Source organism: Kitasatospora sp. MAA4 (genome assembly GCF_029893355.1).
Taxonomy (GTDB): Bacteria; Actinomycetota; Actinomycetes; order Streptomycetales; family Streptomycetaceae; genus Kitasatospora.
In genome coordinates this window covers 189,544-215,420 of record NZ_JARZAI010000008.1, presented here as the reverse complement: position 1 = coordinate 215,420, position 25,877 = coordinate 189,544, and the positions used below count along the sequence as shown (strand labels likewise).

The following is a 25,877-nucleotide window of genomic DNA, read 5'->3' as shown; positions in this document are numbered from 1 at the left end:
TCAGGGACGGCCCAGGTCCTGGCGGGAGTGCCGGCCCAGTTTGCGCATCGCGCGGGCCACGTGCTGCTCGACGGTGCGCGGCGAGAGGTGCAGGGTGCTCGCGATCTCGCGGTTGGTCAGGCCGGTCGCGGCCAGCTCGGCGACCTCCTGCTCGCGCGGCGAGAGCTGGTCGCCGTAGCCCGGACGGCCGGGGGCGCGGCGGTCCTCGGAGGGCTGGTGGGCGCGCAGGGTGGCGCGGGCGCGGGCGGCGTCCCAGACCGCGCCCAGCGCCTCCAGGCGCTGGGCCGCGCCGGTCAGCTCCGCCGTCGCCGTCCCGTCCGCCACCGGCCCCAGCGCGCAGCGGCCGGCGCCCTCCGCCGTCAGGGCCTGCGCATAGGGCCGGTCCAGCTCCCCGTACGCGGCGCCGGCCCGGCGGAAGTACGCGGCCGCGGCGGCCGGCTCGTCGGCCGCCTCCGCGAGCACCGCGCGGCACCAGAGCAGGGCGGCGGCCGCCGACGGCGCGTCGCGGCCCGCCAGCCCGGCGGCGAACTCCGCCACCAGCTCTTCGGCCGCCGCGGGCCGCCCGGCGGCGGCCAGGGCCTGCGCGGCCCAGGGCGCCAGCTCGGCGCCCCACACCCAGACGCCCTTGCGCCGCAGCCCCGCCCAGGCACGCTCGGCCTCCTGCGCGGCGGCCGCCACCTCCTGGCGGGCCAGCGCGAGGCGGATCCGGGCTCCCGAGGCGGTGGCCGTCAGCGGCACCGCGCCGTCCTCGCCCGCCGGGCTGCCGGCCGCGGCCAGCCACTCCTCCACCTGCGCCCACTCGCCGCGGGCCAGCGCGAGCAGGCCGAGCACCACGTGCGCGTCCGCCGCGATCACCGGCATCTCACCGGCGTCGGCGACCAGCTCCCTGGCCCGCGCGGCCAGGCCGCCCCAGCGTCCGGCCGCCCAGTCCAGCAGGAGGACGGTGCTGCGCCCGGTCTGCTCGGTGTAGGCCGCGCCGGAGCGCACGGCCAGCTCGACGCCCTCGGCCAGCAGCTGCTCGGAGCGCCGGTAGTAGCCCAGCCAGACCGCCGCGTCCGCCGCGTTGCAGAGCCCGCGCGCCACGTGCTGGCGGCAGGCCAGCTCGTCGCTGTCGCGCGGCAGCGCGTCCAGCAGCTGCCAGCAGGACGGGTCGCCGATGTTCATCAGCACGGCCACCCGGTTGACCGCGACCGCCATCTTCACCGCCGGGTCCCCGCTGCGCTCGGCGGTGGCCTCGGCCCGCTCGATCCAGCTCAGGTTCTCCTCCCAGGGCGCCGCCGGCCAGTACGGCATGGCCAGCGCCGACATGGCCCGGGCCAGCAGCACCGGCCGCTCGCTCAGCTCCTCGACCGCCCGCAGCAGCTCGACCGTGCCCTGCGCGCGGCGGCCCACCTGGTTGCAGAGCAGCAGGCCCAGATCGAGCCGGACCTCGCCACGGACGGCCGGCGGCAGCTCCTGGTCGTCGACGATCTGGCGCAGCACCGTCACCGTCTGCTCCGAGCCCAGCCCCAGCACCGCGCTGCGGGCCAGCAGCGGAGCCAGCCGGGCCCGGGCCTCCTGCGGCAGGCCGGGCGCGGCCAGGGTCTGCGACAGCAGGGCGGTCGCCGCCTGGTGCTCGCCGACCAGGTCGGCCCGGCGCGCCGCGCGTTCCACCGCGCGCAGCCAGGCGCCGCGCGGCCCGCCGCTGCGCCGGTGCACGGCCACCTGGGCCCAGGGCACCGGCTGGCGGCGGGTCAGCACGTCCGCCGCGCGCCGGTGCAGCTCCTGGCGGACCGGACCCGGCAGCTCGCGGTGCACCGCGGCGCCCGCCAGCGGCTCGCGGAAGCCGTACCGGCCGTCGCCGTCCTCGCTCAGGACCGCGCCGCGCAGCGCGGCCAGCAGGGCTTCGCGGCCCTCCGCGGCGCCGAGCCCGGCGACCGCCACCAGCTCGGCCGCGCTCACGTGCTCGTCCAGGACCGCCGCCGCGGCCACCACGCGGCGCGGCAGCTCGGGCAGCGCCGCCGTCCGGCCGAGTACGGTCTCGGCGAGCCGGACCGGCACGCCCACCGCGTCCACGTCCCGGACGCTGAACCGCTCGCGGGCGCCGCCGGCCTCGGCCAGCAGCTCCACCAGGTCGGCGACCACCCTGGGCGTGCCGCCGGAGCGTTCGTGCAGGCGGGCGGTGAAGTCGGCAGGGCAGCGGGCCTCGCCCAGGGCGCTCACCGCGATCCGGCGCACCTCCTGCGGTCCGAGCGCGGCCAGCCGGATCCGCAGCACGGCGAGCTCGGGCGGGTAGGCGAGCGTGCGGCCCAGCGGCAGGCCGGGTTCGGCCAGCTCCTCGGGCCGGTAGGTCAGCACGCAGGCGGCCGGCGCGGGACGGGTCTCCAGCAGCTGCCGCAGTGCCGTGAGCGACGGCTGGTCGGCCCGGTGGACGTCCTCGGCGACCAGCAGGCCGGGACCGGCGGTGGCGCGCCAGTGCGCCAGCTCCTCGTCCAGGCCGCGCGGCGCCGCGTCCGGCTGTTCGTGGGCGACGACCGGGGCGCCGTCCGCGCCGAAGGAGACGATCAGCCGCGCCGCGGTGCGCGCCGTCGGCCGGCCCAGCAGGCGGGCGACCAGTCGGCTCTTGCCCGTCCCGGCCGTCCCCTCGACCAGGAACAGGACCGGCCCGCCGCCCCCCGACTCGTCCCCGGCCGGGGCCAGGCTGCGTCCCAGCCGCTGCTCCCAGGTCCCCTCGCGCTCACCCACCATGGCCGCCCGCTCGCCTCGATCGACACTGACCGTCACCGCCCCGGCACCGCGCGGGGACTTCGAGTTCTTTGCGTATCCGTACTTCAGTGTCCCCTGATTGTGCGGTAGAGGGGTGGGCAGCGACGGTAGCGGGTGAGAGGCCGCCTGGCCTCCGAGACTGCGAGGGGGACCGGCCCCAGTGGCCCTGCGTGACTGCGGCGACGCCCGCCGCACCGCGACCCCGCCATCCCCCCACGATGAAGCCGGACCGTTCGGACCGGCGCGCAGGAGTTCCTCTTGACCGCCTCCGCCCCCGCCACCGCCTCGATCAGCGCGGTACTCCCCCACCCCCTCGCGCTTCCGCTGCCCGCCGACCGCCCAGCCTCCGCCGCGCGCGGGTCGGCGCTCTGCGCGATGACGGCCGTGCCCGAGGCGGTGCCCGCGCTGCGGCACTTCGCCCGCGACCTGGCGCTGCGATGGCAGCTGTCGCAGGACGCGGTCGACGCGGTGAGTGTGATCGTCACGGAACTGGTCGCCAACGTGGTGCTGCACAGCGGCAGCCATGACGTGGTCCTGCTGGTCACCCTGCAGGCCGAGGCCCTCACGGTCGAGGTCAGGGACTCCGGCCGGTGGCGTCCGCGCAGCACCCCGCGCCGGGCGGCCCTGGACGCGGACGCGGTCTGCGGCCGGGGCCTGCGCCTGGTGGAGGCGTACGCGAGCCGCGTGGCGGCCAGACTGACCGGCAGCGGCACGCTGATCGCGGCCGAACTGGCGCTGGGGTAACGCGTTTTCAAATGAAACCCAGGTAGTCCGTACGGGTGGCCGGAAGGCGCCGGTGGACATGACGGAAGCATTGCTGCGTCACGCTGTGCACTGTCATGATCACACCAGCTGATATCGGGCCTACCCAAGGACTCCCATGCCACTGCGCCGCCTGCTAGCCCTGCCCGCCGCCGCGGCCCTGCTCGGATCCGCCCTCACCCTGGCCGCCGCCCCCACCGCCTCGGCGACCCGCACCTCAGCGGCGCCGAGCGCCGCCGCCCCCGCGTCGTCCTCGCTCTCCATCCGGACGTCGGCCCGCCTGCGGCACGCGGCCGACCCGGGCGACCCCGTCCTGGCCGCGCCGATCACCACCAGCGCCTGCCTCACGCAGCTCAAGCGCGCCTGCTACTCGCCGCTGCAGTACCGCACCGCCTACAACCTCAACCCGCTCTACGCCGCCGGCATCACCGGCAAGGGCCGGACCATCGTCATCGTCGACTCCTTCGGCTCGCCGACCATCCAGCACGACCTGGACGTCTACTCCGCGCAGTGGGGTCTGCCCAGCAGCCAGGTCCAGGTGGTGAAGTGGGGTCAGGTCCCGGCCTTCGACCCCACCAACGCGGACATGGACGGCTGGGCCGGCGAGACCACCCTCGACGTGGAGGCCGCCCACGCGGTCGCGCCCGGCGCGAACATCGTGCTGCTGGAGACCGGCGTCTCGGAGACCGAGGGACCGGTCGGCATCCCGGAGATGATGAGCGGCATCAACCACCTGGTGAACGCGGGTCAGGCCGACGTCGTCTCGATGAGCTGGGCCACCAGCGAGGGGCAGTTCCCGGGCTTCGACCTGGGCGACTACACCAGCCTCACCACGCTGCGCTACGCCTTCACCAACGCGGCCCAGCACGGCGTGACCCTGACCGCCAGCTCGGGCGACGGCGGCGGCGACTCCACCAAGCTGGACGCCGCCTGGCCGGCCGGCGACCCGCTGGTCACCGCGGTGGGCGGCACCGAACTCCAGCTGAACGACCAGGGCGTGCGCACCGCGCCGGACAGCGCGTGGTCGGGCAGCGGCGGCGAGCAGTCCCAGGTCTTCGCCCGACCCGACTACCAGGACGCCGTCCGCTCGGTGGTCGGTGAGCACCGCGGCACCCCGGACGTCAGCATGGCGGGCTCGCCCAACGGCGCGCTGTGGCTGTACTCCAGCTTCGACCCGGCCAACACCGGCTGGACCGCCGACGGCGCGGGCACCAGCGAGTCGTCGCCGCTGTTCGCCGCCGTGGTCGCACTGGCCGACCAGGCCGCCGGGCACCGGCTCGGCGTGATCGACGACGACCTCTACCGGCTGTACGCGCAGCACTCCGCCGGACTGGTGGACGTGACCACGGGCTCGACCGGTACCAGCGGATACACCGCCGGCCCCGGCTACGACCAGACGACGGGCGTCGGCACGGTGGACGCCACCAAGCTCGTCCGGGCCCTGGCGCACCAGCGCTGACGGCTGCTCGGTTCGGTGGCGCGGCCGTCGGGGGGTCCCCGGCGGCCGCGCTGTTATCCGCCGGTTATCCGCCGGAAATCAAAAGAGACACGGCGTCAGTTACCCGCTAGGGTCGCGACTCGTTCCCGTCCCCATTCCTTCAGCGGAGACCCCTGTGAATCTCGACTTCAGCAACGAGCCCCTCTTTTCCTGGTATGTCCTTCTGCTGGGACTCAGCGGCCTCGTCCTGATCGGGCTCGCCGCCGCAAAGGGCGGCCAGAGCACCGGTATGCGCGTCTTCAACGCGATAGTCGGTGCGGCCTTCCTCGGCTACGGCTTCTACCTCGGATTCATCTTCCAAGGCGGCACCTACTACATCTTCTTCAAGGTGCTCCTCGTCCCGGTGCTGCTGATCGTCAACTTCGTCAAGTCGCTGAGTGCGCGCAGCAAGGCCAACGCACCGGTGCAGTTCCAGCCCGCGCAGCCCGGCCAGCCCGGCCAGCCGTTCCAGCCCGCACAGCCCAACCCGTACCAGACGCAGCCCTACCAGGCCCAGCAGCCGAACCCGTACCAGACCCCCCAGCCGCAGGATGCCGCGCCGGCGCAGCCGTACCGGGCCGGCTGATCCACTGCTCGGTCCCGTCTCCCCGCGTCCCCGCAACTCGTCTGCGGGGGCCCGGGATTGAGACGTCGTACGGACGGGGAGGCTCGGCAGCGAAACGCCCCGTCCGCGAGGTGACCGGGGAGCCGCCCGTCCGGCGGTAGCCTGCTCAGCGGTCCCGGGAACGACGAGCAAAGGACGCGACGATGGTGCACGCACGAGCCGGTGAACTCGCCCGAGCAGACGATCTGGTGGACGTGGCCAGGCTGGTGACGGCCTATTACACGCTGCACCCCGACCCGGCCGAGCCCGCCCAGCGGGTCGCCTTCGGCACCTCCGGGCACCGCGGCAGCGCCCTGGACCACGCCTTCAACGAGGACCACATCGCCGCGACGACCCAGGCGATCTGCGACTACCGCTCGGCCCAGGGCACCGACGGTCCGCTCTTCCTCGGCGTGGACACGCACGCCCTGTCGGAGCCCGCCCGGGCCACCGCCCTGGAGGTGCTCGCCGCCAACGGCGTCACCGTCCTGCTCGACAGCGCGGACGGCTACACCCCGACCCCGGCCGTCTCGCACGCGATCCTCACCCACAACCGCGCCCAGCCGCGCGGCAGGGCGGACGGCATCGTGGTCACCCCGTCGCACAACCCGCCGGCCGACGGCGGCTTCAAGTACAACCCGCCGCACGGCGGTCCGGCCGGCTCCGAGGCCACCGGGTGGATCCAGGACCGCGCCAACGCGCTGATCGCCGCCGGCCTGGCGGACGTCCGCCGGGTGCCGTACACCCGGGCGCTGGCCGCCGGCACCACCGGCCGCTACGACTTCCTGGGCCGCTACACCGACGACCTGCCCTCCGTCCTGGACCTGGACGCCGTGCGCGCGGCCGGGGTGCGGATCGGCGCCGACCCGCTGGGCGGTGCCTCGGTCGCCTACTGGGGCCGGATCGCCGAGACCCACCGGCTCGACCTGACGGTGGTCAACCCGCTCACCGATCCCACCTGGCGCTTCATGACGCTGGACTGGGACGGAAAGATCCGGATGGACTGCTCCTCCCCCTACGCGATGGCCTCGCTGATCGCCCGTCGGGACCAGTACACCATCGCCACCGGAAACGACGCCGACGCCGACCGGCACGGCATCGTCACCCCCGACGCCGGGCTGATGAACCCCAACCACTACCTGGCGGTGGCGATCGACTACCTCTACCGGCATCGCGGCGACTGGCCGGGCGGCGCGGCCGTCGGCAAGACGCTGGTCTCCTCCTCGATGATCGACCGGGTGGCCGCCGACCTCGGGCGCGAACTGGTCGAAGTCCCGGTCGGGTTCAAGTGGTTCGTCGACGGGCTGCTCGGCGGGGACATCGCCTTCGGCGGCGAGGAGTCCGCCGGTGCGTCCTTCCTGCGGCGTGACGGCGGGGTGTGGACGACGGACAAGGACGGCATCCTGCTGGCGCTGCTCGCCGCGGAGATCACCGCGGTCACCGGCCGCACCCCCTCCGAGCACTACGCCGACCTCACCGGCCGCTTCGGCACCCCCGCCTACGCCCGGGTGGACGCCCCCGCCGACCGCGCGCAGAAGGCCGTGCTGGCCGCACTCAGTGCCGACCAGGTCCGGGCCGACGAGCTGGCCGGCGAGCCGATCACCGCCGTGCTCACCAAGGCCCCCGGCAACGGCGCCGCCATCGGCGGTCTCAAGGTCTGCACGGAGAACGCCTGGTTCGCCGCCCGCCCGTCCGGCACCGAGGACGTCTACAAGATCTACGCGGAGAGCTTCCACGGCCCCGAGCACCTCACCCGCGTCCAGGACGAGGCCCGCGCCCTGGTGACCCAGGTGCTGGACGCCGCTCGGCCCTGAGCTGGGGTGGCCGGCGCTCCGGAGATGCTGCTGGACAGCGCCGGCCTCCCCACTCGCGCCGAAGGGCTACGGCCGCAAGGCCTTCCGGAGCAGCTCACCGAACTCGGCCGGGTGCGTGGTCAGACCGGTGTGCCCGCCGGGGAAGTGCAGGAGTTCCGTGCCGAAGCGCTCAGCCAGCAGAGCGGCCGGACGGTAGGCCAGTTCGCCGCGCGAGTCCTGGCCGCAGGCGAGCACGAGGCGGTCCGAGAGCGCCCGCAGCCGGTGGACGTCCGGGGCGTAGGACATGAAGCTCGGCACGATGCGTCCGACGAAGTAGGGCAGGTCGGCCATCGTCTGCTCGGCCCTCGCCGCCGCCTGCGGCGGGAGCTCGATCTCGGCCCTCGGCTCGGCGGTGTCGTCATCGTCCTTCTTCAGACCTGCCGCGAACACGGCCATCGCCGGCATGAGCCCCTGCGTGCGGAAGGTCTCCCGCACACGCGCGAGGAGCGCGCGATGGTCGGCGACGTCCGGCAGGACCTCCACCACCGGCGGCTCGTGCGCCACCAGCCGTTCGACCCGGTCCGGATGGGCGCAGAGCAGGTGGAGCGCGGCGATCGCGCCCGAGCTGGCGCCGAACACTCGGGCAGGCTCACCCGGCGACAGCAACTCCAGCAGCCGGAACGCGTCGTCGGCGTGCTCGGCCACGCGCTGCTCGGCCTCGGGATCGTCCAGGGTGCTTCGGGACATGCCGCGCGGGTCGTAGGTCGCGACCGTGTACTGCGCCGCAAGGTCGTCGGCGACGGCGTCGAAGGAGGCCGCGCCGCCCGTCCCCCCGGGGATCAGCAGCAGGAGCGGGCCCTGGCCGCGTACTTCGTAGTGCAGGCTCGCGCCGTTCACGCGCAGGCTGCCGGTGGTCGGGGTGGTCATCACGAGTCTCCTACCGATGGGGGCCAGTGCTCCAGGAGGGTGTGCAGGGCGTCGAGGGCGCGGACCCAGGACTGCTGCGGCGAGCGCCGGTGCGCGAACCCGCCTGCGGCCTCCAGGGCGACGAACCCGTGGAACGTGCTGCGCAGCAGCCGGACCGCGTCGGTCAGGTCGGGCTCGGCGAGTCCGTAGCCGCGCAGCATGCCGTAGGTCAGCTCCACCGCGCGCCGCGGTCCGAGCGCCTTCGCGGCCAGCTCGGGGTCGATCTCGATCGGGGTCTGCGTCGCCGTGTAGCGGCCCGGATGCCGGTGGGCGTACTCGCGCCAGGCGTTCGCGAACGCGACCAGCGCGTCCTTGCCCGCCAGCCCGGCGGTCGCCTCGGCGATACGGATGGTCTTCTCGTCCGCCGCCAGCAGCGCGATCCGCCCGCGCAGATCCTCCAGGCCGCGCACGTGCGAGTAGAGGCTCGCGTCCTTCACCCCGAGCTGCCGTGCCACCTGCGACATGGTCACCCGGTCGAGCCCGACCTGGTCCGCCAACTCGGCGCCCGCGATCGTCACCTGCTCCGCCGTCAGTCCGGCCCGTGCCATCCGCCCTCCTTCGTTCCTAGGGATCCTAGGATAAACCTAGGGCCCCTAGGAAAGGCAAGAGCTTTCCCGGGCCCGGGGTCTTATGCCAACGGCATTGACGCTACTGGTGGGGCCGGAGTTACATCGGCCCCACCAGCAAGAACTGAGTGCGGACTGGAGAGATCTCTGATGCGGATCATGCTTGTCGGAGCCGGCGGGGTCGGCACCGCCGTCACCAAGATCGCCGCGCGTCGCTCGTACTTCGAGCACATGGTCGTCGCCGACTACGACCTGTCGCGGGCCGAGTCCGCCGTCGCGGAACTGGCCGACCCGCAGGGCAGGTTCAGCGCCTGCCGGCTCGACGCCTCGGACTCGGCGGGCGTCACCGCCGCCCTGCTCGAACAGCGCTGCGACGTGCTGCTCAACGCCACCGACCCGCGTTTCGTGATGCCGCTGTTCAACGCCGCTCTGGCGGGCGGCGCGCACTACCTGGACATGGCGATGTCGCTGTCCCACCCCCACCCCGAGCGCCCGCACGAGGAGTGCGGGGTCAAGCTCGGCGACGAGCAGTTCGCCGCCGCCCACCTCTGGGAACAGGCCGGGCTGCTCGCCCTGGCCGGCATCGGCGTGGAGCCGGGCCTGTCCGACGTCTTCGCCCGCTACGCGGCGGACGAACTCTTCGACGAGATCGAGGAGATCGGCGTCCGCGACGGCGGCAACCTCACGGTCGAGGGCTACGACTTCGCCCCCTCGTTCAGCATCTGGACCACCATCGAGGAGTGCCTCAACCCACCCGTCGTCTACGAGGCCGAGCGCGGCTGGTTCACCACCGAGCCGTTCAGCGAGCCCGAGGTCTTCGACTTCCCCGAGGGCATCGGCCCGGTGGAGTGCGTCAACGTCGAGCACGAGGAGGTCCTGCTGATCCCGCGCTGGATCGACGCCGGGCGGGTCACCTTCAAGTACGGGCTCGGCGACGACTTCATCGCCAAGCTCAAGACCCTCCACGCGCTGGGCCTGGACAGCACCGTCCCGGTGAGCGTGCGGACCGACCTGGGCCCGGCGCTGGTCTCGCCGCGCGACGTCGTCGCGGCCTGCCTGCCCGACCCGGCCGGCCTCGGCGCGCTGATGCACGGCAAGACCTGCGCCGGCACGTGGGTCAAGGGCGCCAAGGACGGCAAGCCGCGCGAGGTGTACCTCTACCACGTGGTCGACAACCAGTGGTCGATGCGCGAGTACGGCTCCCAGGCCGTGGTCTGGCAGACCGCGATCAACCCCGTCATCGCGCTCGAGCTGCTGGCGACCGGCGTCTGGCAGGGCAGCGGCCTGCTCGGGCCGGAGGCGTTCGCGCCCGGGCCGTTCCTTGACCTGCTCACCGCCTACGGTTCGCCGTGGGGCATCCGCGAGCAGTAGAGCCGCGGCCGTACGAAGGAAGCGAGTCACGCCGTGGCCAAGCAGGTGATCCCGGAGGGCGACCGCCGGCGACGGCGTCCGACCAAGCAGGGCGAGGTGCTGTCGGAGCAGGCGTACATCGACACGGCGCTGCGGATGCTGCACGAGCACGGCAGCAACGGGCTGACCGCCCGCCGGCTCGGCCTCGCGCTGGGAGCCGATCCCAGCACGCTCTACCGGTACTTCAGCGGGATGGACCAGCTCACCCTCGCCATCGGCGACGAACTCATCGGCCGCGCCCTGGCGAGCTGGCGGGCGACCGGCGACTGGCGCGCGGACCTGCGCGAGCTGGGCCTGCGCATCCACGGCGCCTACCTCAACCACCCGCAGGCCGCCGTACTCACCGCCAGCCGGGTCAGCGGCCGCGAGCGGGAGATCGCGGCGGACGAGACGATCCTCGGAGTCCTGCGCACCGCGGGTTTCCCCGATCCTGCCGCAGCCCGGATCTACCACGTGTTCATCGACCAGAGCCTGGCGTTCGCCGCCCTGGACGCCGCCTCCCTCGCCCTCCCCCAGGCGGCCCGCCAGGCCGACGAGGACAAGTGGGAGTCGACCTACGCCATGCTCCCCGCGGAGTCCCACCCGCACATCTCGGCCACCGCCGACCTGCTGATCGCCCGGATGAAGGAGAGCGCCTACCCCGACGCCCTGGAGATGCTGCTGGACAGCGCAGCCTCCCAACTCGCGCGGCTCGCCCGGATGATGTCGTCCAAGGGGTGAAGCGAGCTGAAAGCGGTGGCGGCGTCCGACACCGAGCGAGTACCGTCCGGGTTTTGATGACTGACTCCTGGGACACCATCGCCGACTGGTACGCGGACCTGCTCCAGGCCGGTTCCGCCATGCACGACTTCAACCGCGATGTCCTGCTCCAGCACCTCCCGGAGGAGCTCGGCGGCCATCGCGCCCTCGATCTCGGGTGCGGTGAGGGGATCATCGCCCGAGCACTGGCCGCCCGCGGAGCCTCCGTCGTGGGCATCGACCCGTCGCCGCGCATGATCGAACACGCGCGGGCCGTCGAGGCAAGCCATCCCGGCACGGTGATCTACTCGGTCGACGACGGATGTGTGCTGAGCACAGTCGTCGCCGACTCGGTCGACTGGGTGACCGCCGGGCTGTCCCTGAACAACGTGCCCGACCTGGATGCCGCGCTCGCGGCCGTGCGGCGAGTGCTGGTGGCGCAGGGCTCACTCGTCTTCACCATCCCCCACCCCTGCTTCGAAGCGCCGTACGCCAGCTGGACGCAGGCGGCCGATGGGGCCGTCCGCCGGGTCGTCGGCAACTACCTCACCGAAGGCTTCTGGCGCTCCGACAACCCCGACGGCGCTCGCCGGGCCGGCAACCAGCACCGGACGGTGTCCACGTACCTGACCGCGCTGGTCCGGCACGGATTCGTCCTGGAAGCCGTTACCGAGCCGGTCCCCAGTGCCCAAGTGGCGGCCGCGCAACCACAGCGGGCCGGGCTGCCACCGTTCCTCGCCATCCGCGCGCGCCGCGCCTGAACACGAACCGGTGCCAACCGACGCTTCGGTTCCGGCTTCGTCCGGCTTCGGGTCCAGGTCAGGTGCAGATCGCGGCCGTCTGCGCGGTGGAGATGGCGTCCGTCTGCGGGAAGGGCCGCTGGTGCAGCAGGTCCTTGCCGAGGTCGAAGACGGTTCCCACCAGGATCAGTTGGCGGCTGCCGTCGGCGGTGGTCAGGGAGATGCTGGTGAAGCCGGGGCCGCCGCCGTCCGTCTCCCAGACGGGGACGGACCGGCCCTGGCAGTCGAGCGTCGACTGCTGAACGCCGAGCGCGTAGCCGGGTGAGTCCGGGAGCTGGACCACGGTCTCCAGCTCGCGCTGCTCGGCCGGCGGCAGCAGCCGGCCGGTGAACAGCGCCCGGTCGAAGCGGGCGAGGTCGTCCAGGGTGGAGATCATCGCGCCGGCTGTCCAGTCGTAGGAGGGGCTGAACGTGGTCATGTCGTTCCGGTCGAGGTCGTACCCGTGCAGGTGGGGGCCGTGGATCTGCGGGTCGGTGAGGGGCAGGGTGGTGTGGGTCAGGGCGAGCGGGACCAGCAGGCGGTCGTGGATCTCCTGCCCGGCGCTGCGACCGGTGACGGCCTCGATGACCAGCCCGGCGACCAGGTAGTTGGTGTTGGAGTAGTTCCACGCCGCGCCCGGTGCCGCCAGGGGCGGGTGGGCGACGGCCAGCGCGACGACCTGGCGCGGCGTGTGGACGAAACCGCGGTCGCCGCCCTGAAGGTAGGGCGCGAAGAAGGCGGGGTCGGTGGTGGGGTCGTAGAGGCCGCTGGTCTGGTTCAGCAGCTGGCGCACGGTGATCGCGCCGCCGTCGTTCCCCGCGCCGTCGATGACGCCCGGCAGCCACTTCTCCACGCTGTCGTCCAGGGCGAGCCGGTGCTCGCCCACCAGTTGCAGCAGTACGGTCGCCACGAAGGCCTTGGTGTTGCTCGCGATCCGGAACCGGTCGCCGACCCGCGCCGGCTCGCCGGTCGCGAGGTCCGCGACCCCCGAGGCCACCCGGGTGACGGTGTCACCGTCGCGGCCGTACGCGATGGCGGCGGGGAAGCCGGATGCGACGGCCTGGTCCACCGCCGCTTGCAGGCCGGCCGCCCTGACGTTCGGCGCCGCCGACGCCGGTACGGCGCACGATGCCGCCACCGCCGCAACCACGCACATCCCCACCGCGGTGGCCGCCAGTTTCCTCATGTCCGCTCCCGATCCCCGTGTGCTCCGATGATGCCCGCAAGTCTGCCGTGTGCGAACAGAGCGTCACCATGGTGCTGCCTCCCGAAACCGACCGGGGGCCAGCACCATCCCCACCCGCCGCGCGGGTGCATGCTGGGTGCATGCCCGAAGGTGACTCCGTCTTCCGCACCGCCGCCCAGCTGCACGAGGCGCTGGCCGGCCGGACGCTGACCGTGGCCGACCTGCGCGTCCCGGCCCACGCCACGGCCGACCTGACCGGGCGCCAGGTCCTGGACGTGACGCCGCGCGGCAAGCACCTGCTCACCCGGCTGGAGGGCGGCCTGACGCTCCACACCCACCTGCGGATGGACGGCCGCTGGCAGGTCTACCGCACCGGCGAACGCTGGACGGGCGGTCCGGGCCACCAGATCCGGGCCGTCCTCGGCCACCAGCAGCACACCGCCGTCGGCTACCGCCTCCCGGTCGTCCAACTCCTGCGCACCAGCGACGAATCCACGGTCGTCGGCCACCTCGGCCCCGACCTCATCGGACCGGACTGGGACCTCGACGAGGCACTGCGCCGACTCACCGCCGACCCCGCCCGGCCGATCGCCGCGGCCCTGCTCGACCAGCGCAACCTGGCGGGCATCGGCAACATCTACGCCAACGAGCTCTGCTTCCTGGGCACGGTCACCCCCTGGACGCCGGTCGGCGAGGTGGCCGCGCCGCAGCTGCTGCTCGGCTGGGCGCGCCAACTGCTGGTCCTCAACCGGCTGCGCCCCGGCCACCCCACCACCGGCCCCCTCAGCACCGGTCCTCTCACCGCCGGCCCCCTCACCACCGGCCCTCTCCGCACCGGCCCTCTCCGCACCGAACGCAGCGCGCCGCCCGTCCGCGCCCGCGAGCGCAACTGGGTCTACGCCCGCGGCGGCCGCCCCTGCCTGCGCTGCGGCACGATCATCCGCACCGCCCAGCGCGGCACACCGCCGCAGCAGCGGGTCACCTACTGGTGCCCGACCTGCCAGCACGGCCCGGCGCCGACCGGCTGAGCGCGAACAACCGAGCCACCCACGGCGTGCGCATCAGGCAGGATGGCAGCTGACGGACGACGAGGAGGAGGCGCGCGGTGGGTGGAGCAGGGAAGTACCGGAAGGCGCTGGCCGTGCTGGCCGCCGTCCTGGTCCTCTGGCTGCTGAGCCGCGGGCACAGCCCGGGGTCGGGGGCGTCCGCTCCGTCCGCCGCCACCTCCGCCTCTCCGTCCTCTCCGTCGGTGTCCTCCTCCCCCTCCCCCGCCGCCTACGATCCGGCGCAGCTCGCCCCGCAGGTGCGCAGGTACGCCGAACAGGCCGGGATCGACGCGCAGTTGCTGATGGCCATCCTCTACAACGAGTCGTACAAGCCGCACGACCCCGCGTTGGAGCGCGCCTGGCAACAGCTCAAGCCGGACGCCGCGTTCGGCGTCGCCAACATGCACCGGGCCGCGTTCGACGAGACCAAGCAGGGCCACGACTTCGCCGCCCGAACATGGGAGGAGCTACCCGACGACCGCGCCCTCGCCGTCGAGGCCGCCGCCTGGTACCTGCACGACCTGGCCGCCCAACTCCCCGCCCACCGCTCGGCCCCGTACACCGAGGACGAGCTGCTCGCCCTCGGCTACAACACCGGCCCCGGCAACATGCTGGCCTTCGCCCGCGGCACGGCGCCGGGTTCGGCGGCCCGCTCCTACCTCGACCAGTTGCACGCCAACTGGTCCAAGTCAGCCGCCGCACTCAAGCTTTGACGAGCCCCGCCCTCCCACCCTCTCACCCAGGAGCTCCCTCCCGATGACGACACCACCACGCCTGATCCAGCTGCTGGAGCAGTTCGACTTCGCATCCAAACGCCTCACCGACCGCATGACGGGCCCGGTCATGGACAGCGGCAACGGCACCGACGTCGAGGTCGGCCCGATGACCGACGACGAGTACTTCTGGGAGCCCGTCCCCGACTGCTGGTCGGTCCGGCGGCACAAGGACGGACCGGGCGCGCGGGCCACCCTCCTGGTCGGCGCCGGCGACTGGGGACGCGACACCGCCCCGGCCCCGCACCCCGAACCGGCCCCCTTCACCACCATCGCCTGGCGCCTGAACCACCTCAACGAAATGCTGACCCTCCGCGCGGACCACACCGCCGGCAGCCGCTCCCTGACCCGCGACGACTACCCCGTCAGCCCCGACGCCGCCTCCGCCATCACCGCCTTCAGCTCCGGAGCGGCAGCCTGGCGCGCAGCGCTGCTCCTGGCCGACGACACCGTCCTCGACACGGTCGGCCACAGCAGCTACCCGCACGGCAGCGACCCGGAGAGCCTCTTCCTCGACCTCATCTGGTGGGTCAACCAGGAAGTCCTGCACCACGCAGCCGAAATAGCCCTCCTCCGCGACCTCTACCGCGCCCAGCCGCACTGATCCCCCGTCACGGCCCTGGAACTCCCACGGGGGTGGCCGGCGAGCTCCGGGAGGGCTGGGCCGCCGAGACGGGGAAGACCAGGCCGTTGGTGCTGCGGGGCGTGTCCACCGCGATGTACCCCAGCGGTCCACCCGTGCCGGTGGTGACCCGCCACGACGTCATGGCGGCGCCGGAGACCCCGCAACCGGCGTGCACCGGGACCTGGTCACCCGGTTGCAGGGTCACCGAGGTCGTCACCGGGTCGCAGTACCCACCCACGCACTGGTCCACCACGACCGGTGCGGTCGAGTCGTTGCGGATGGCCACGGCGCTGTAGTTCATCGGGTCGGTGGCGTCGACCGACCCGCAGCCCGCCTGCAACATCCGCTCGTCGGCCCAGAAGAGCGCCCCCATGAACACCGCGAACCCACCCACCAGGACCCCGCACCCGATCCCGACGCGACGTGGCCGGCGCTCTCGGTTGACCATCGATTCCCCACCCTTCTGTCAGGGCAGATCCGCCCCCGCCACATGATCCAGAAGACGCTCCCCCACCCACGGCGGTTGCGTAGAGCTTCCGCCTGCGGGCTCAGACGGTGGCTTCGAGGGTGACCTCGATGTTGCCTCGGGTGGCGTTGGAGTACGGGCAGACCTGGTGGGTGGTCTCCACGAGCTGGTCGGCGGTGGCCTGGTCCAGGCCGGGCAGGTGCGCGGACAGTGCGACCTTCAGCGAGAAGCCTCCGTTGTCCAGGGTGATCAGGCTCACCGTGGACCTGACGGTCGACTCACCGAGCTTCACCTTCTGCTGACCTGCTATCAGGCGCATCCCGTTGTGGAAGCAGGCGGCGTAGCCGGCGGCGAAGAGCTGCTCGGGGTTGGTCCTGTCGCCGCCGGGGCCGCCCATCTCCTTGGGGACCGCGAGGAGTTCGTCGAGCACCCCGTCGGAGGTGCGGACCTCTCCGTTGCGGCCGTCGCCGGTCGAGAGTGCTTCGGTGGTGTAGAGCGTGGACATGGTGTCTCCATTCACAGGTGTTCAGAAAGGGTGGACGGGTTGCTGGTTGCCGGACGGGTGTGTCCGTCGGGGGTAGTGGCTTGGGTGAGCAGGGTCAGCGCGGCCTGCGAGGCCGAACCCGCCGCGGCGGTGACCGCGACGAGTCGCTGTCCCGGCTCGTTCGGGACCGGCATGGCCTGCTGGGTGATGTCCATCGGTCCGACGAGCGGATGGCGCATCCGGTAGGCCGCGGTGTCCCAGGCGCGGACCCGGTGCTCGGACCACAGGTCGGTGAACTCCGGGCTGTGCATGACCAGTTCACCGATCAACGCGGCGAGCAGCGGATCGTCGGGGTAGCGGCCGACGGCGAGGCGCAGTCGGCCCACCGCGTCTCTGGCCTTCTTCGGCCAGTCCTCGTAGAGCTCGCGGGTGTGGGCGTCCCGGAAGACCAGCCGCGCGGTGTTCGGACGCCGGGCCGGGTCCTGCGGGCTCCTCGGATCGAGGTGCCCGGCGAAGAGCGCATGCCCGGCGCGGTTCCACGCCAGCACGTCGCTGCGGCGGCCGAGCACGACGACCGGGGTGTCCCCGAAGGCGTCGACGAGCTGCCGGGTCGTCTCGCTGATGCGCTCGGGTGCCGGCGGCTTGCGGGTTCGGTCGTTGCCGCCCTTCCGCCCGACAGCAGCGAGGTCGTACAGGTGACGCTGCTCGGTCTCGTCCAGGCCAAGCGCCCCGGCGAGCGCATCCAGCACCTCCGTCGACGCGCCCCGCGACACCCCCTGCTCCAGCCGCGTGTAGTACGACTCGCTCACCCCGGCCAACTGCGCGAGCTCGTCCCGGCGCAGACCCGGCACCCGCCGCCGCTCACCGAACTCCGGCAACCCGACGTCCGCCGGCTGTAGTTGCGCCCGACGCGTCCTCAGGAACCGCCCCAACTGCGACTTGCTCTTCATGGACTTGAGTATGGACACGGGCGGCGGCGCGTGCCTGCCCCTGTCAGTGCCAGGCAACGCAGCTCGAGGTGGAGTCGGCTCAGGGGGCCGTCGCGGGAACGAGGTGGTCGAGCCCCTGCGCACTGCCCGTCGCGGCCTCGATCGAGCGCGGCAGCATGACGCTCTCGTAGGCGCGGACGGCATCGCCGACGCCGGTTTCGGCGACGAGGGCGTGGGCGAGGTCGGATCCGTCGAGCATGGCGAGATTGGCGCCCAGCCCGACCGGGGGCATCAGGTGCGCGGCATCGCCGAGCAGCGTGACGCCGGGAACGTGCTCCCAGGTGTGCGGGGCGGGCAGGACGAACAGGGAGCGGTTGACGAATCCGCTGTCGCTGTTGCTCAGGAGGTAGCGCAGGCTCTCGTCCCAGCCGTCGAACATCCTCAGCAGGTGTGTCCGCACGGCCCGCCGGTCGCCGAGGTCGATACCGGCGGCCACGTGCCAGTCCTCCGGCGTGCGGAGCGCGACGTAGGCGCGGATGTGGTCGTTGCTGTTGCGCTGGGCGACCAGGGACATGCCGGCGCCCTTCGCCAGCATCGATCCGTTGCCGACCAGCCGCGCGAGGTCGGGATGACGGGTGTCGCAGTGGTCGAATCCGGTCTCGACGAAGGTGACACCGGTGTAGCGGGGTGCGGCGTGCGACAGGGCCGGGCGGACGCGCGACCAGGCGCCGTCGGCGCCGACCACCAGGTCGAAGTCCTCGGCGGTGCCGTCATCGAAGAGCAGCCGGAAGGTGCCGTCCGCCAGCGGGGTGACCCCGCCGACGGCGCGGTCCCACCGCACTGTGCCCTCGGTGAGCGAGTCCAGGAGCAGAGCGCGCAGTTGGCCTCGGTCGATCTCCGGCCGGCCGCCGTCGGCGGAAGGCCCGTCGGCGGAAGGCCCGTCGGCGGAAGGCCCCTGGTGCGCCAGGGGGGCGGCGGTGGCGAAGTCGAGCACGCGCCACTCGTCTCCTTCGGGGCGGGCGAGGGCGTGGAATCGGTCGAGGAGCCCCGCCGCACGCAGGGCGGCCTGGCCGGTGTCGGGATGCATGTCGAGGGTGCCGCCCTGCGGGCGGGCGTCGGCGGACGCCTCGCGCTCGAAGACGGTGACGGAGCGGCCGTGTTGCTGCAGGACTCGGGCGCAGGTGAGGCCGCCGAGGCCGGCGCCGACAATCGCGATGCGCGGATCACGAGCAGAGTTCATGGGAGTGCCCCTCGGGGGGTGGGTGAGCTGCCGGGAGGTCCGGCATCACCAAGAAAGCACACTCACGAAATAAGTGCAATGACTCAACTTTTGCAGTCGCTCCACACTGGAGTATGGTGAGCGAGTGACCGAACCGACCGGGCGCCGCGAGCGCAAGAAGGCCCAGACCCGCCAGTCCCTGGCGGACGCCGCACTCGAACTCTTCCTCGAGCGCGGCTACGACCAGGTCGGCGTCAAGGACGTCGCCGACGCCGCCGATGTCTCGGTGACCACCCTCTTCAAGCACTTCTCCGGCAAGGAAGCCCTGGTCTTCGATCAGGACGACGACCTTGAAGCAGCACTCGTGGCCGCCGTGCGCGACCGCACCCCCGGCCAGTCGATCCCGCAGGCGCTGCGTGAGCACCTCCTGCTGAAGCAGACCCAGCTCGCCGTCCATGCCACGGACCCGCGGTTCGCCGACTTCACCCGCCTGGTGCAGGAGACCCCCGCCCTGCACGACTACGCCCACCGCATGTGGACGCGCCACGAAGCAGCCCTGACGCGAGCCATCACCGAGGCTGTCGGCGCCCCCGAGGACGACGTCAGCTGCGCCGCCCTGGCTCGTTTCGCCCTTGAGGCCCGCAGCCTCATCCTGCGACACGCCGAACCGCGCCGAGCCGCCGCCGAGGCCTTCGCGCTGCTCGAACACGGCTGGGCAGCCTCCCACCCGGGCAACTGACCCGGCCTGCGCGCGAGTTTGCGGCTCTCAGCGGTCGTCGGCGGGGTCGTCGGCAGGGCCGTCCGCTGCGGCGTCCAGCGCGAGGGTGAGCTGTTCGAGTTTGGTGCGCAGTTCGACGGCTTCGGCGGGGCCCAGGCCGCTGGCGGCGATGATCTCCATGGGAACCCGCTCGGCCCGGGCGCGCAGGGCGGTGCCCTCGCCGGTGGGGCGGACGATCACCGAACGCTCGTCGTGGGGGCTGCGTTCGCGTTGGACCAGGCCGGCGGCGTCCAGGCGCTTGAGCAGCGGGGAGAGGGTGCCGGAGTCGAGTCGGAGCAGTTCGCCGAGCTGCTTCACCGGCATGGCGCCGTGCTCCCAGAGCGCCATCATCGCCAGGTACTGGGGGTAGGTGAGGCCGGTGTCGCGCAGCAGGCGGCGGTAGACGCGGTCGAAGGCGCGGGCGGTGGCGTGCAGCGCGAAGCAGACCTGGATGTCGAGCTGGAGGAGGTCCGGGCCGGCCGACGGGGGGAGCTGCGATGCGGACTGCGGAGTCGTGGAGGCCATAACTCCAGAGTACAACTTGGTTGCGCGCAATTCAGTTGTGTGCAACCATCTAGTCATGCGGTCGACCGGGCCGCAGCGACGACAAGCGCACGACACTCTGCGAAATGGGATGGTTCCGATGGACGCGCTCTACACCGCTGTTGCCACCGCCAACGGCCGCGAGGGCCGCACGGTCAGCTCGGACGGCCGGCTTGACCTGCAGCTCGCGTTCCCCCAGGCGCTGGGCGGCAACGGCGAGGGCACCAACCCCGAGCAGCTGTTCGCCGCCGGGTACGCGGCCTGCTTCGCCAGCGCCCTGGGAGCGATCGGCCGCGCGGCGAAGGTGGACACCAAGGACGCCTCGGTCACCGCCGAGGTGGGCATCGGCAAGGACGGCGACGACGGCTTCGGCCTCACCGTCACCCTGCGCGTCGAGCTCCCGGACGCCCTGCAGACCGACGCCGGCCGCGCCCTGGTCGAGCAGGCGCACGCCTACTGCCCGTACTCCAAGGCCATCCGCGGCAACATCCCGGCCGTGCTCGTCATCGAGTAGTAGTCGTGGAGCACCTGCATCCACACGTACGGCGGGCGCCCCCAGGTCAGTTGACCTGGGGGCGCCCGCCGTACGTGTGCTTCAGATCAGGACAGGCCGGCCTTGACCGAGCAGACCGGCCAGGCACCCGGACCCTGAGCGGCCAGCACCTTCTCCGCGACCGAGATCTGCTGCGCCTCGGTGGCGTGCGAGGCCTTGTCCGCGAACGCGGTGCCACCGAACGCCGCCCACGTCGACTGGGTGAACTGCAGACCACCGGAGAACCCGTTACCCGAGTCGATGCTCCAGTTCCCCGTGCTCTCACACTGCGCGACCTTCTCCCACGTGGAGGTCGACGCGGCCGAAGCCGCCGTCGCCGTCACGAGACCCGCAACCGGCAGGGCGACAATGACGCCACCCATCAGCGCCATCCGCAGACGACCACGGCTACGCCCGGCCTTCACAGAGTTCTCGGCGACAGCGGCGGCGGTGTTCTCGGTACGGAAGGTCATGCAAAATCCTCTCGACATCCCCGGGCGGACACACGGAACCAGACCCCGGAAAAGGGCCTCGAAATCCCGCTTGCCTCTCCAAACGGACGGCCGGCGCGTCCTCGACGCGCCCCGCCGCCCCGGCCACCCGTCCACACCCGCACGCCCCGGACAGGGGGCCGTACGAGAGGGGGTGAACCCGAGCAGTGCTCGCTGCACTGGGAACGAACTTAGGCGGCACCCACCCCGGTGACAACCATTTCGACGAACCCCCAGCTCAGCACCCCGTTACCACCGGTAAAGATCTCCCCGACCACCCCCACACCCGCTCAACCCCAACACCCCCGCACCACCCCGAACCCCCCGAAAGTGGCCCACCCCACACCGAAATCCCGGCCCGCCGACACGCTCCGTCCGCGGTCGGGGACCTCAGTGCGAGGGGCAACCCCACCCACCAGTGGTCCCCGCCACACGCCAACGCGGGTCAGGGCTTCGGCTCCCAGCCGGGCGGCGGCCCGATGGTGGAGGCCTCGGGGCCGAAGGAGGCGACGTAGCCGGGGTGGATCGCGCTCCACCGCTGGCCCGGGCTCCACGACGGGCCGGTGCCGTCCAGGTGGACGGCGAGCAGGTCGAGGCACTCGTGCCAGCCGGCGCCGTCGCGGGCGGCCTTGCCCAGCTCGTCGAGGGTGTCCAGCAGGACGAGCGTGCAGCCGCCCGCCCGTGCGGACACCTCCAGCCGGATCACGTCCGGCCCCCAGCTGAACTCCAGGAGCGAGGGCGGCACGTAGGCGAGTACCTCGCCCTGGAAGTCGGGCCCGCGGCCCTCCGCGTCGGCGAAGACGAGGGTTCCGCCGAGCGTCCACTCGCCGGTGATCAGGTGCGGGAACCAGGCGGCCAGGTGCTCGTGTTCGGTGATCGCCTGCCAGACCTTCTCGGGCGGGTGGTCGAGTTCGCGGGTGAAGCGCAGGCGCCAGCAGTCGCCGGACCGTTCCAGCGCTCCGATCCCGTTCTTACTGCTGCCGGTCATGCGGGCCTCCCGAGTGCAGGGGGGAAGTCGGGTCGTCCATGGTGTCGAGGTGGCGTTCGAGCCGGTCGAGGCTGGCGCCCCACCCGGCGCGGTACGGCGCGAGCCAGGCGTCGAGTTCGCGCAGCGGCTCGGACCGCAGCCGGTAGAGCCGGCGCTGCTCCGCGACACGGACCGGACATGCCGACGGCCCGGCCGTCCCCTGTGATGGTGGGGGACGGCCGGGCCGTGGTCAGGCTATGACGGTGGTGCGGGTCAGGACAGGCCGGCCTTGACCGAGCAGACCGGCCAGGCACCGGGGCCCTGAGCGGCGAGCACCTTCTCCGCGACCGAGATCTGCTGCGCCTCGGTGGCGTGCGAGGCCTTGTCCGCGAACGCGGTGCCACCGAACGCCGCCCACGTCGACTGGGTGAACTGCAGGCCCCCGGAGAACCCGTTGCCCGAGTCGATGCTCCAGTTCCCCGTGCTCTCACACTGCGCGACCTTCTCCCACGTGGAAGTCGACGCGGCCGAGGCCGCAGTCGCCGTCACGAGACCCGCAACCGGCAGGGCGACAATGACGCCACCCATCAGCGCCATCCGCAGACGACCACGGCTGCGCCCGGCCTTCACGGAGTTGTCGGCGACAGCGGCAGCGGTGTTCTCGGTACGGAAGGTCATGCAAAATCCTCTCGACATCCCCGGGCGGACACACGGAACCAGACCCCGGAAAAGGGCCTCGAAATCCCGCATGTCGCTCCAGCAGACGACCGGCCACGCCTTGGACGCTCCGTGCCGCCCCTGGTCACCCGCCGCATGAGAAGCACCGGATGACCGGTGCGTGGGGCGAGGTGAACCCGAGCAGTGCTCGCTGCACTGGGAACGAACTTAGGCAACCCCCGGGCCGGTGACAAGCATTTTGGCAAACCCGCAGCTCAGCGGCGGGTTACCGCCCGTAATGATCACCGATCCCGCCCGCACGGCCCGGTCGCCCCTTGGCGCCGCGTCCGCCGTCCCTGGCCCGAAGTGGCCCAGCCCACACCGAAATCCCGACCCGCGGACACGCTCCGTCAACGGTCGGGAAACCCAGTGCGAGCGGCCACCCCATTCGCCAGTGGCCCCCGCCACACGGTCTCAGCTGCGCAGGATGCCGCCGACGATCGAGCCGAGCCCCGCACCCTCCGCGCCGGCCGTGGCCGCGTCGCGGGCCAGGTAGGGCTCCAGCGCGTGGGCCAGGCCCGACAGCGGCATGCTCTGCAGCCAGATCTGGCCGGGGCCGGTCAGCGCCACCAGGTGGTAGCCGTCGCCGCCGAAGATCTTGTTGGCGATGCCCGGCACCCGGGTGATGGTGAACTGCACCTGCTCGTCGAACATCCCCACGTGCCCGGGGTGGACCAGCATCGTCTGGCCGGGCGCGAGGGTGTACTGGGTGAGTTCGCCGGACAGTTCGATCCAGGCCCGGCCCTGCCCCTGGAGGCGCTGGAGCACGAAGCCCTCGCCACCCCACAGTCCGCCGCGGAAGGACTGCTGCAGGGCGACCGTCGGGCTGACCCCGGGGGTGCCGCAGACCCAGCCGTGCCGGTGCACCAGGACGCCGCGGCCCGGCGCGATGTCCACCGGGACGATGTGCCCGGGCACCTTGGCCGCGAAGGCCACCAGACCGTTCCCGCCCTGCGCCTGGTACTGCGTCAGGAAGATCCCGCCGCCGCCGACCGCGCGCTTGATCGCGCCCATGAACCCGCCGCCACCGGGGCCGCCGGCGTTCGTGGTCTGCGACATCTGCATGTTCGCCGACATCCACGAGAGCTCACCGTGAGCGGAGATCACCGCCTCCCCCGGCGCGAGTTCGATCTCCAGCACCGGCATCGTGCTGCCCTTGACCACAGCCTGCATTTCGGTCCCCTCCCCAACACACCCCGGACGGTCCGACGCCGCCCACCGGGCGCACGGTATCGCTGGATCCCGACGGCGACCAGGGCGGGTGCATCCTGCGGGCGCCGGGCGGCGGAGGGGGTCGGTTGCGGAGCCCACCCGTCCGCACAGTCGTCCGAGGCTCCCGCTATGCTTCCCCCCACCGCCGTGCGGTGGCCGGGCGACAAGGGGAAGCACGTGCAGCAGTCAGGGAACGAACGGGACATGACGGGCCTTCAGGCCGATCGTCCGCACCCCGCCCGCATCTACGACTACTGGCTGGGCGGCAAGGACAACTTCCCGCCCGACCGTGCGGCCGCGGAGCACGCGATCAGCGTGTCGGCGGACATCCCGGCTGCTGCCCGCGAGAACCGCGCCTTCCTCCAGCGCGCGGTGCGGATGTGCGCGCAGCAGGGCATCCGCCAGTTCATCGACATCGGCGCCGGCCTGCCCTCGCCGGGCAATGTCCACGAGGCGGCCCAGTCGGTCGCGCCGGACTCCCGGGTGGTCTACGTCGACAACGACCCGATCGTGCTCACCCACGGCCGCGCGCTGCTCGCCGACAACCGCTCGACCACCGTGCTGACCGGGGACGTCCGCGAGCTGGACGAGCTGCTCGACCGGCCCGAACTGCGCGCCCTGGTCGACCTCTCGCAGCCGGTCGCCGTGCTGCTCGTCGCGGTCCTGCACTTCGTCAGCGACGAGGAGGCCCGCGAGGCGGTGGAGAAGGTCAGGAGCCGGGTCGCACCGGGGAGTTACCTGATCCTCTCGAACAGCACCCACGAGGGCAACCCCGAGCGCGCCGCGGCCGCCGCCAAGACCTGGGACAAGACGACCTCCGGCATCCGGCTGCGCGACCGCGCGCACGTCCAGACGTTCTTCGACGGCTGGGAGCTGCTGGAGCCGGGCGTCACCTTCGTCCCGCTCTGGCGCCCCGAGGGCCCCACCGAGCAGAGCACCCGCTGGATGTACGCGGGCGTCGGCCGCAAGGCCTGAGACCGCCGAGCTCTACCTCCCTGGCGGGCGGCGCGGAGCATCGAGCCACGGCGCGGCGACCTCGACCATGCGGTGCATGACGGGGACGGGGACAACAGGGTTGCGGACCGCGATCTCCGCGCTGCGCGGGTCGAGCAGCAGCGCCACCAAGTCGTCCGGGGGAATGGCCGGGTTCGACGCCGCACGCCAACGCACCCCGCGGTCAGGGTCGGTGGCCAAGCGGACCGCGGCCCCGGGCGCGAGCCGAGGGTCCTCGGCCGCGGACCTGCGGACGATCTCGTGGGGATCGTCGGCGGCCTGCTCGACGAGGGCCGCGGTGGAGGCCGGGTCGTCCAGCGCCAGGGCCCGCAGGCGCGGGTTCGGGTCCGCCGCGAAGCGCAGCAGGCCCTGTCGGGGGAAGTTGGGATGGTTGCGCGGTCGGCCGGGGAACGAGTAGCTCGCATCCCACCATCCTGCGACCTCGAGGAGCAGCCCGGGCGGGGCGTCCTCGCAGGACTCGGCCAGGAAGAGGCGCACGACGCGGTCCTCGTCGCGGGCGAGGAGTTCCACGACGTCCGCAGGCAGGCGCGGTGCCCTGGCGACGCTGCGGCGCACCAGCAGCTTGGGGGAACTCGCGAGTTGGCGCATGGCCTCGGCGTTCGCGTGCAGTGCGCCGATCCACCACAGGGCCGTCGTCGAGCCGTGCGGATCGATGTCGGGGACCTCGCAGGCCATCGCCGCGATCTCGGCCGGCGTCGCGGGCGGCGCGGCGTCGGGGTGGGGTGCACGCCCGACGCCTCGGCCGCCGCGCCGCAGCCGCCGGGCTGTCAGTTGCTCCGCGGCGAGCTCCGTCAGCTGCCGGCGCAGGTCCGGCTCGGGCGAGGCGGCGACAAGCCGTTCCCATTGCGCTGGGGAGAGGCGGCCGATTTCCGCGGTACGGGCGCGGACGCTGCGGCTGCGGTGGCCGGCCGCGGTGTCCATGACGCCGTCCGGCAGGTCTTCGCGCTGTAGAAAGTCGGTCACACCGACGTCCAGGAGCTGGTGGAGCAGTTCAACTGGTGCCGCGCGGTTGAAGCCGAGTCCGGAAAGCCACGAAAGCCCCACTCGTCGGTCGACTTCGCCTGCTGGGGTGAGCC

The 25,877-nt window shown here is 72.7% G+C and carries 25 protein-coding genes and 2 pseudogenes; 13 read left to right on the top strand and 14 right to left on the bottom strand.

Translation table 11 applies throughout. The features are described from left to right. Window positions 1-2,763 (bottom strand): LuxR family transcriptional regulator, encoded by a 2,763-nt coding sequence (locus P3T37_RS13720; protein WP_280723859.1) that lies wholly within the window; start codon window positions 2,761-2,763, stop codon window positions 1-3. Between the two features lie 240 nt (window positions 2,764-3,003). Between P3T37_RS13720 and P3T37_RS13715 the strand changes: the two genes are divergently transcribed. The 4 genes from P3T37_RS13715 (at window position 3,004) to pgm (ending at window position 7,402) form a co-directional block, all read left to right on the top strand. Then, complete coding sequence (locus tag P3T37_RS13715) at window positions 3,004-3,489, top strand: ATP-binding protein (RefSeq protein WP_280723858.1); 486 nt, start codon at window positions 3,004-3,006, stop codon at window positions 3,487-3,489. A gap of 136 nt (window positions 3,490-3,625) precedes the next feature. Then, on the top strand, window positions 3,626-4,966 hold the full coding sequence (locus P3T37_RS13710) for a S53 family peptidase (protein WP_280723857.1): 1,341 nt from the start codon (window positions 3,626-3,628) through the stop codon (window positions 4,964-4,966). A gap of 154 nt (window positions 4,967-5,120) precedes the next feature. After that, the gene (locus P3T37_RS13705) at window positions 5,121-5,570 is read left to right on the top strand and encodes a hypothetical protein (RefSeq protein ID WP_280723856.1); all 450 of its coding nucleotides are present in this window, start codon (window positions 5,121-5,123) and stop codon (window positions 5,568-5,570) included. A 182-nt stretch (window positions 5,571-5,752) separates the two neighbouring features. Beyond that, on the top strand, window positions 5,753-7,402 hold the full coding sequence (gene pgm, locus P3T37_RS13700) for a phosphoglucomutase (alpha-D-glucose-1,6-bisphosphate-dependent) (protein WP_280723855.1): 1,650 nt from the start codon (window positions 5,753-5,755) through the stop codon (window positions 7,400-7,402). Between the two features lie 66 nt (window positions 7,403-7,468). On the opposite strand, the gene P3T37_RS13695 is transcribed toward pgm, so the two are convergent. Next, the gene (locus P3T37_RS13695; protein ID WP_280723854.1) at window positions 7,469-8,308 is read right to left on the bottom strand and encodes an alpha/beta hydrolase; all 840 of its coding nucleotides are present in this window, start codon (window positions 8,306-8,308) and stop codon (window positions 7,469-7,471) included. Next, the gene (locus P3T37_RS13690) at window positions 8,308-8,895 is read right to left on the bottom strand and encodes a TetR/AcrR family transcriptional regulator (RefSeq protein WP_280723853.1); all 588 of its coding nucleotides are present in this window, start codon (window positions 8,893-8,895) and stop codon (window positions 8,308-8,310) included. The genes P3T37_RS13695 and P3T37_RS13690 overlap by 1 nt, the downstream gene beginning before the upstream one ends. A 168-nt stretch (window positions 8,896-9,063) precedes the next feature. On the opposite strand from P3T37_RS13690, the gene P3T37_RS13685 reads away from it, so the two are divergent. From P3T37_RS13685 to P3T37_RS13675, 3 genes are read left to right on the top strand one after another with little or no spacing between them, the layout of a single operon-like run. Next, a complete protein-coding gene (locus tag P3T37_RS13685) occupies window positions 9,064-10,284 on the top strand; it encodes a saccharopine dehydrogenase C-terminal domain-containing protein (protein WP_280723852.1) in 1,221 nt (406 codons plus the stop codon). A 33-nt stretch (window positions 10,285-10,317) separates the two neighbouring features. Continuing rightward, a complete protein-coding gene (locus P3T37_RS13680) occupies window positions 10,318-11,043 on the top strand; it encodes a TetR/AcrR family transcriptional regulator (RefSeq protein ID WP_280723850.1) in 726 nt (241 codons plus the stop codon). A gap of 56 nt (window positions 11,044-11,099) precedes the next feature. Further along, window positions 11,100-11,822 (top strand): class I SAM-dependent methyltransferase, encoded by a 723-nt coding sequence (locus P3T37_RS13675; RefSeq protein ID WP_280723849.1) that lies wholly within the window; start codon window positions 11,100-11,102, stop codon window positions 11,820-11,822. A 58-nt stretch (window positions 11,823-11,880) separates the two neighbouring features. Here P3T37_RS13675 and P3T37_RS13670 read toward each other — a convergent pair whose 3' ends face one another. Then, a complete protein-coding gene (locus P3T37_RS13670; protein WP_280723848.1) occupies window positions 11,881-13,026 on the bottom strand; it encodes a serine hydrolase domain-containing protein in 1,146 nt (381 codons plus the stop codon). A gap of 140 nt (window positions 13,027-13,166) precedes the next feature. On the opposite strand from P3T37_RS13670, the gene P3T37_RS13665 reads away from it, so the two are divergent. The 3 genes from P3T37_RS13665 (at window position 13,167) to P3T37_RS13655 (ending at window position 15,449) form a co-directional block, all read left to right on the top strand. Continuing rightward, on the top strand, window positions 13,167-14,054 hold the full coding sequence (locus P3T37_RS13665) for a DNA-formamidopyrimidine glycosylase family protein (protein WP_280723847.1): 888 nt from the start codon (window positions 13,167-13,169) through the stop codon (window positions 14,052-14,054). 143 nt (window positions 14,055-14,197) lie between these two features. Continuing rightward, window positions 14,198-14,785, top strand: coding sequence for a transglycosylase SLT domain-containing protein (locus P3T37_RS13660; RefSeq protein WP_280723922.1), 588 nt, complete (start codon window positions 14,198-14,200; stop codon window positions 14,783-14,785). Window positions 14,786-14,828: 43 nt separating this feature from the next. Next, complete coding sequence (locus P3T37_RS13655) at window positions 14,829-15,449, top strand: DinB family protein (RefSeq protein WP_280723846.1); 621 nt, start codon at window positions 14,829-14,831, stop codon at window positions 15,447-15,449. A 7-nt stretch (window positions 15,450-15,456) separates the two neighbouring features. On the opposite strand, the gene P3T37_RS13650 is transcribed toward P3T37_RS13655, so the two are convergent. The 4 genes from P3T37_RS13650 to P3T37_RS13635 form a co-directional block, all read right to left on the bottom strand. Then, window positions 15,457-15,918: a hypothetical protein gene (locus P3T37_RS13650; RefSeq protein WP_280723845.1), complete on the bottom strand. Its 462-nt coding sequence runs from the start codon at window positions 15,916-15,918 to the stop codon at window positions 15,457-15,459. A 100-nt stretch (window positions 15,919-16,018) separates the two neighbouring features. Beyond that, window positions 16,019-16,441, bottom strand: coding sequence for an organic hydroperoxide resistance protein (locus P3T37_RS13645; RefSeq protein ID WP_280723844.1), 423 nt, complete (start codon window positions 16,439-16,441; stop codon window positions 16,019-16,021). An 11-nt stretch (window positions 16,442-16,452) separates the two neighbouring features. Then, window positions 16,453-17,370 carry a helix-turn-helix transcriptional regulator gene (locus P3T37_RS13640; protein ID WP_280723843.1) on the bottom strand — a complete coding sequence of 306 codons (918 nt, stop codon included), beginning with the start codon at window positions 17,368-17,370 and terminating at the stop codon, window positions 16,453-16,455. A gap of 79 nt (window positions 17,371-17,449) precedes the next feature. Further along, window positions 17,450-18,589 carry an NAD(P)/FAD-dependent oxidoreductase gene (locus tag P3T37_RS13635; protein WP_280723842.1) on the bottom strand — a complete coding sequence of 380 codons (1,140 nt, stop codon included), beginning with the start codon at window positions 18,587-18,589 and terminating at the stop codon, window positions 17,450-17,452. Window positions 18,590-18,713: 124 nt separating this feature from the next. On the opposite strand from P3T37_RS13635, the gene P3T37_RS13630 reads away from it, so the two are divergent. After that, on the top strand, window positions 18,714-19,307 hold the full coding sequence (locus tag P3T37_RS13630; RefSeq protein ID WP_280723841.1) for a helix-turn-helix domain-containing protein: 594 nt from the start codon (window positions 18,714-18,716) through the stop codon (window positions 19,305-19,307). Between the two features lie 27 nt (window positions 19,308-19,334). Here the strand turns inward: P3T37_RS13630 and P3T37_RS13625 are convergent, their stop codons facing one another. Next, window positions 19,335-19,850, bottom strand: a complete 516-nt coding sequence (locus P3T37_RS13625) for a MarR family transcriptional regulator (RefSeq protein WP_280723840.1) — start codon at window positions 19,848-19,850, stop codon at window positions 19,335-19,337. A gap of 118 nt (window positions 19,851-19,968) precedes the next feature. Here P3T37_RS13625 and P3T37_RS13620 point away from each other — a divergent pair, with 118 nt between their 5' ends. Continuing rightward, entirely contained in the window at window positions 19,969-20,382 is a 414-nt protein-coding gene (locus P3T37_RS13620) for an organic hydroperoxide resistance protein (protein WP_280723839.1), read from the top strand. 89 nt (window positions 20,383-20,471) lie between these two features. On the opposite strand, the pseudogene P3T37_RS13615 reads toward P3T37_RS13620, so the two are convergent. From P3T37_RS13615 to P3T37_RS13600, 4 genes and pseudogenes are all read right to left on the bottom strand, one after another. Beyond that, a pseudogene (locus tag P3T37_RS13615) lies at window positions 20,472-20,780 on the bottom strand (transglycosylase family protein); the annotation flags it as partial. 556 nt (window positions 20,781-21,336) lie between these two features. After that, window positions 21,337-21,879 carry an SRPBCC family protein gene (locus tag P3T37_RS13610; protein ID WP_280723838.1) on the bottom strand — a complete coding sequence of 181 codons (543 nt, stop codon included), beginning with the start codon at window positions 21,877-21,879 and terminating at the stop codon, window positions 21,337-21,339. A 255-nt stretch (window positions 21,880-22,134) separates the two neighbouring features. Then, window positions 22,135-22,443, bottom strand: a pseudogene (locus P3T37_RS13605) (transglycosylase family protein); the annotation flags it as partial. A gap of 546 nt (window positions 22,444-22,989) precedes the next feature. Next, complete coding sequence (locus P3T37_RS13600; RefSeq protein WP_280723837.1) at window positions 22,990-23,748, bottom strand: TIGR00266 family protein; 759 nt, start codon at window positions 23,746-23,748, stop codon at window positions 22,990-22,992. A gap of 243 nt (window positions 23,749-23,991) precedes the next feature. On the opposite strand from P3T37_RS13600, the gene P3T37_RS13595 reads away from it, so the two are divergent. Continuing rightward, window positions 23,992-24,762, top strand: a complete 771-nt coding sequence (locus P3T37_RS13595; RefSeq protein ID WP_280723836.1) for an SAM-dependent methyltransferase — start codon at window positions 23,992-23,994, stop codon at window positions 24,760-24,762. Between the two features lie 12 nt (window positions 24,763-24,774). Here P3T37_RS13595 and P3T37_RS13590 read toward each other — a convergent pair whose 3' ends face one another. Beyond that, entirely contained in the window at window positions 24,775-25,764 is a 990-nt protein-coding gene (locus tag P3T37_RS13590; protein WP_280723835.1) for a hypothetical protein, read from the bottom strand. Window positions 25,765-25,877: the final 113 nt, after the last annotated feature.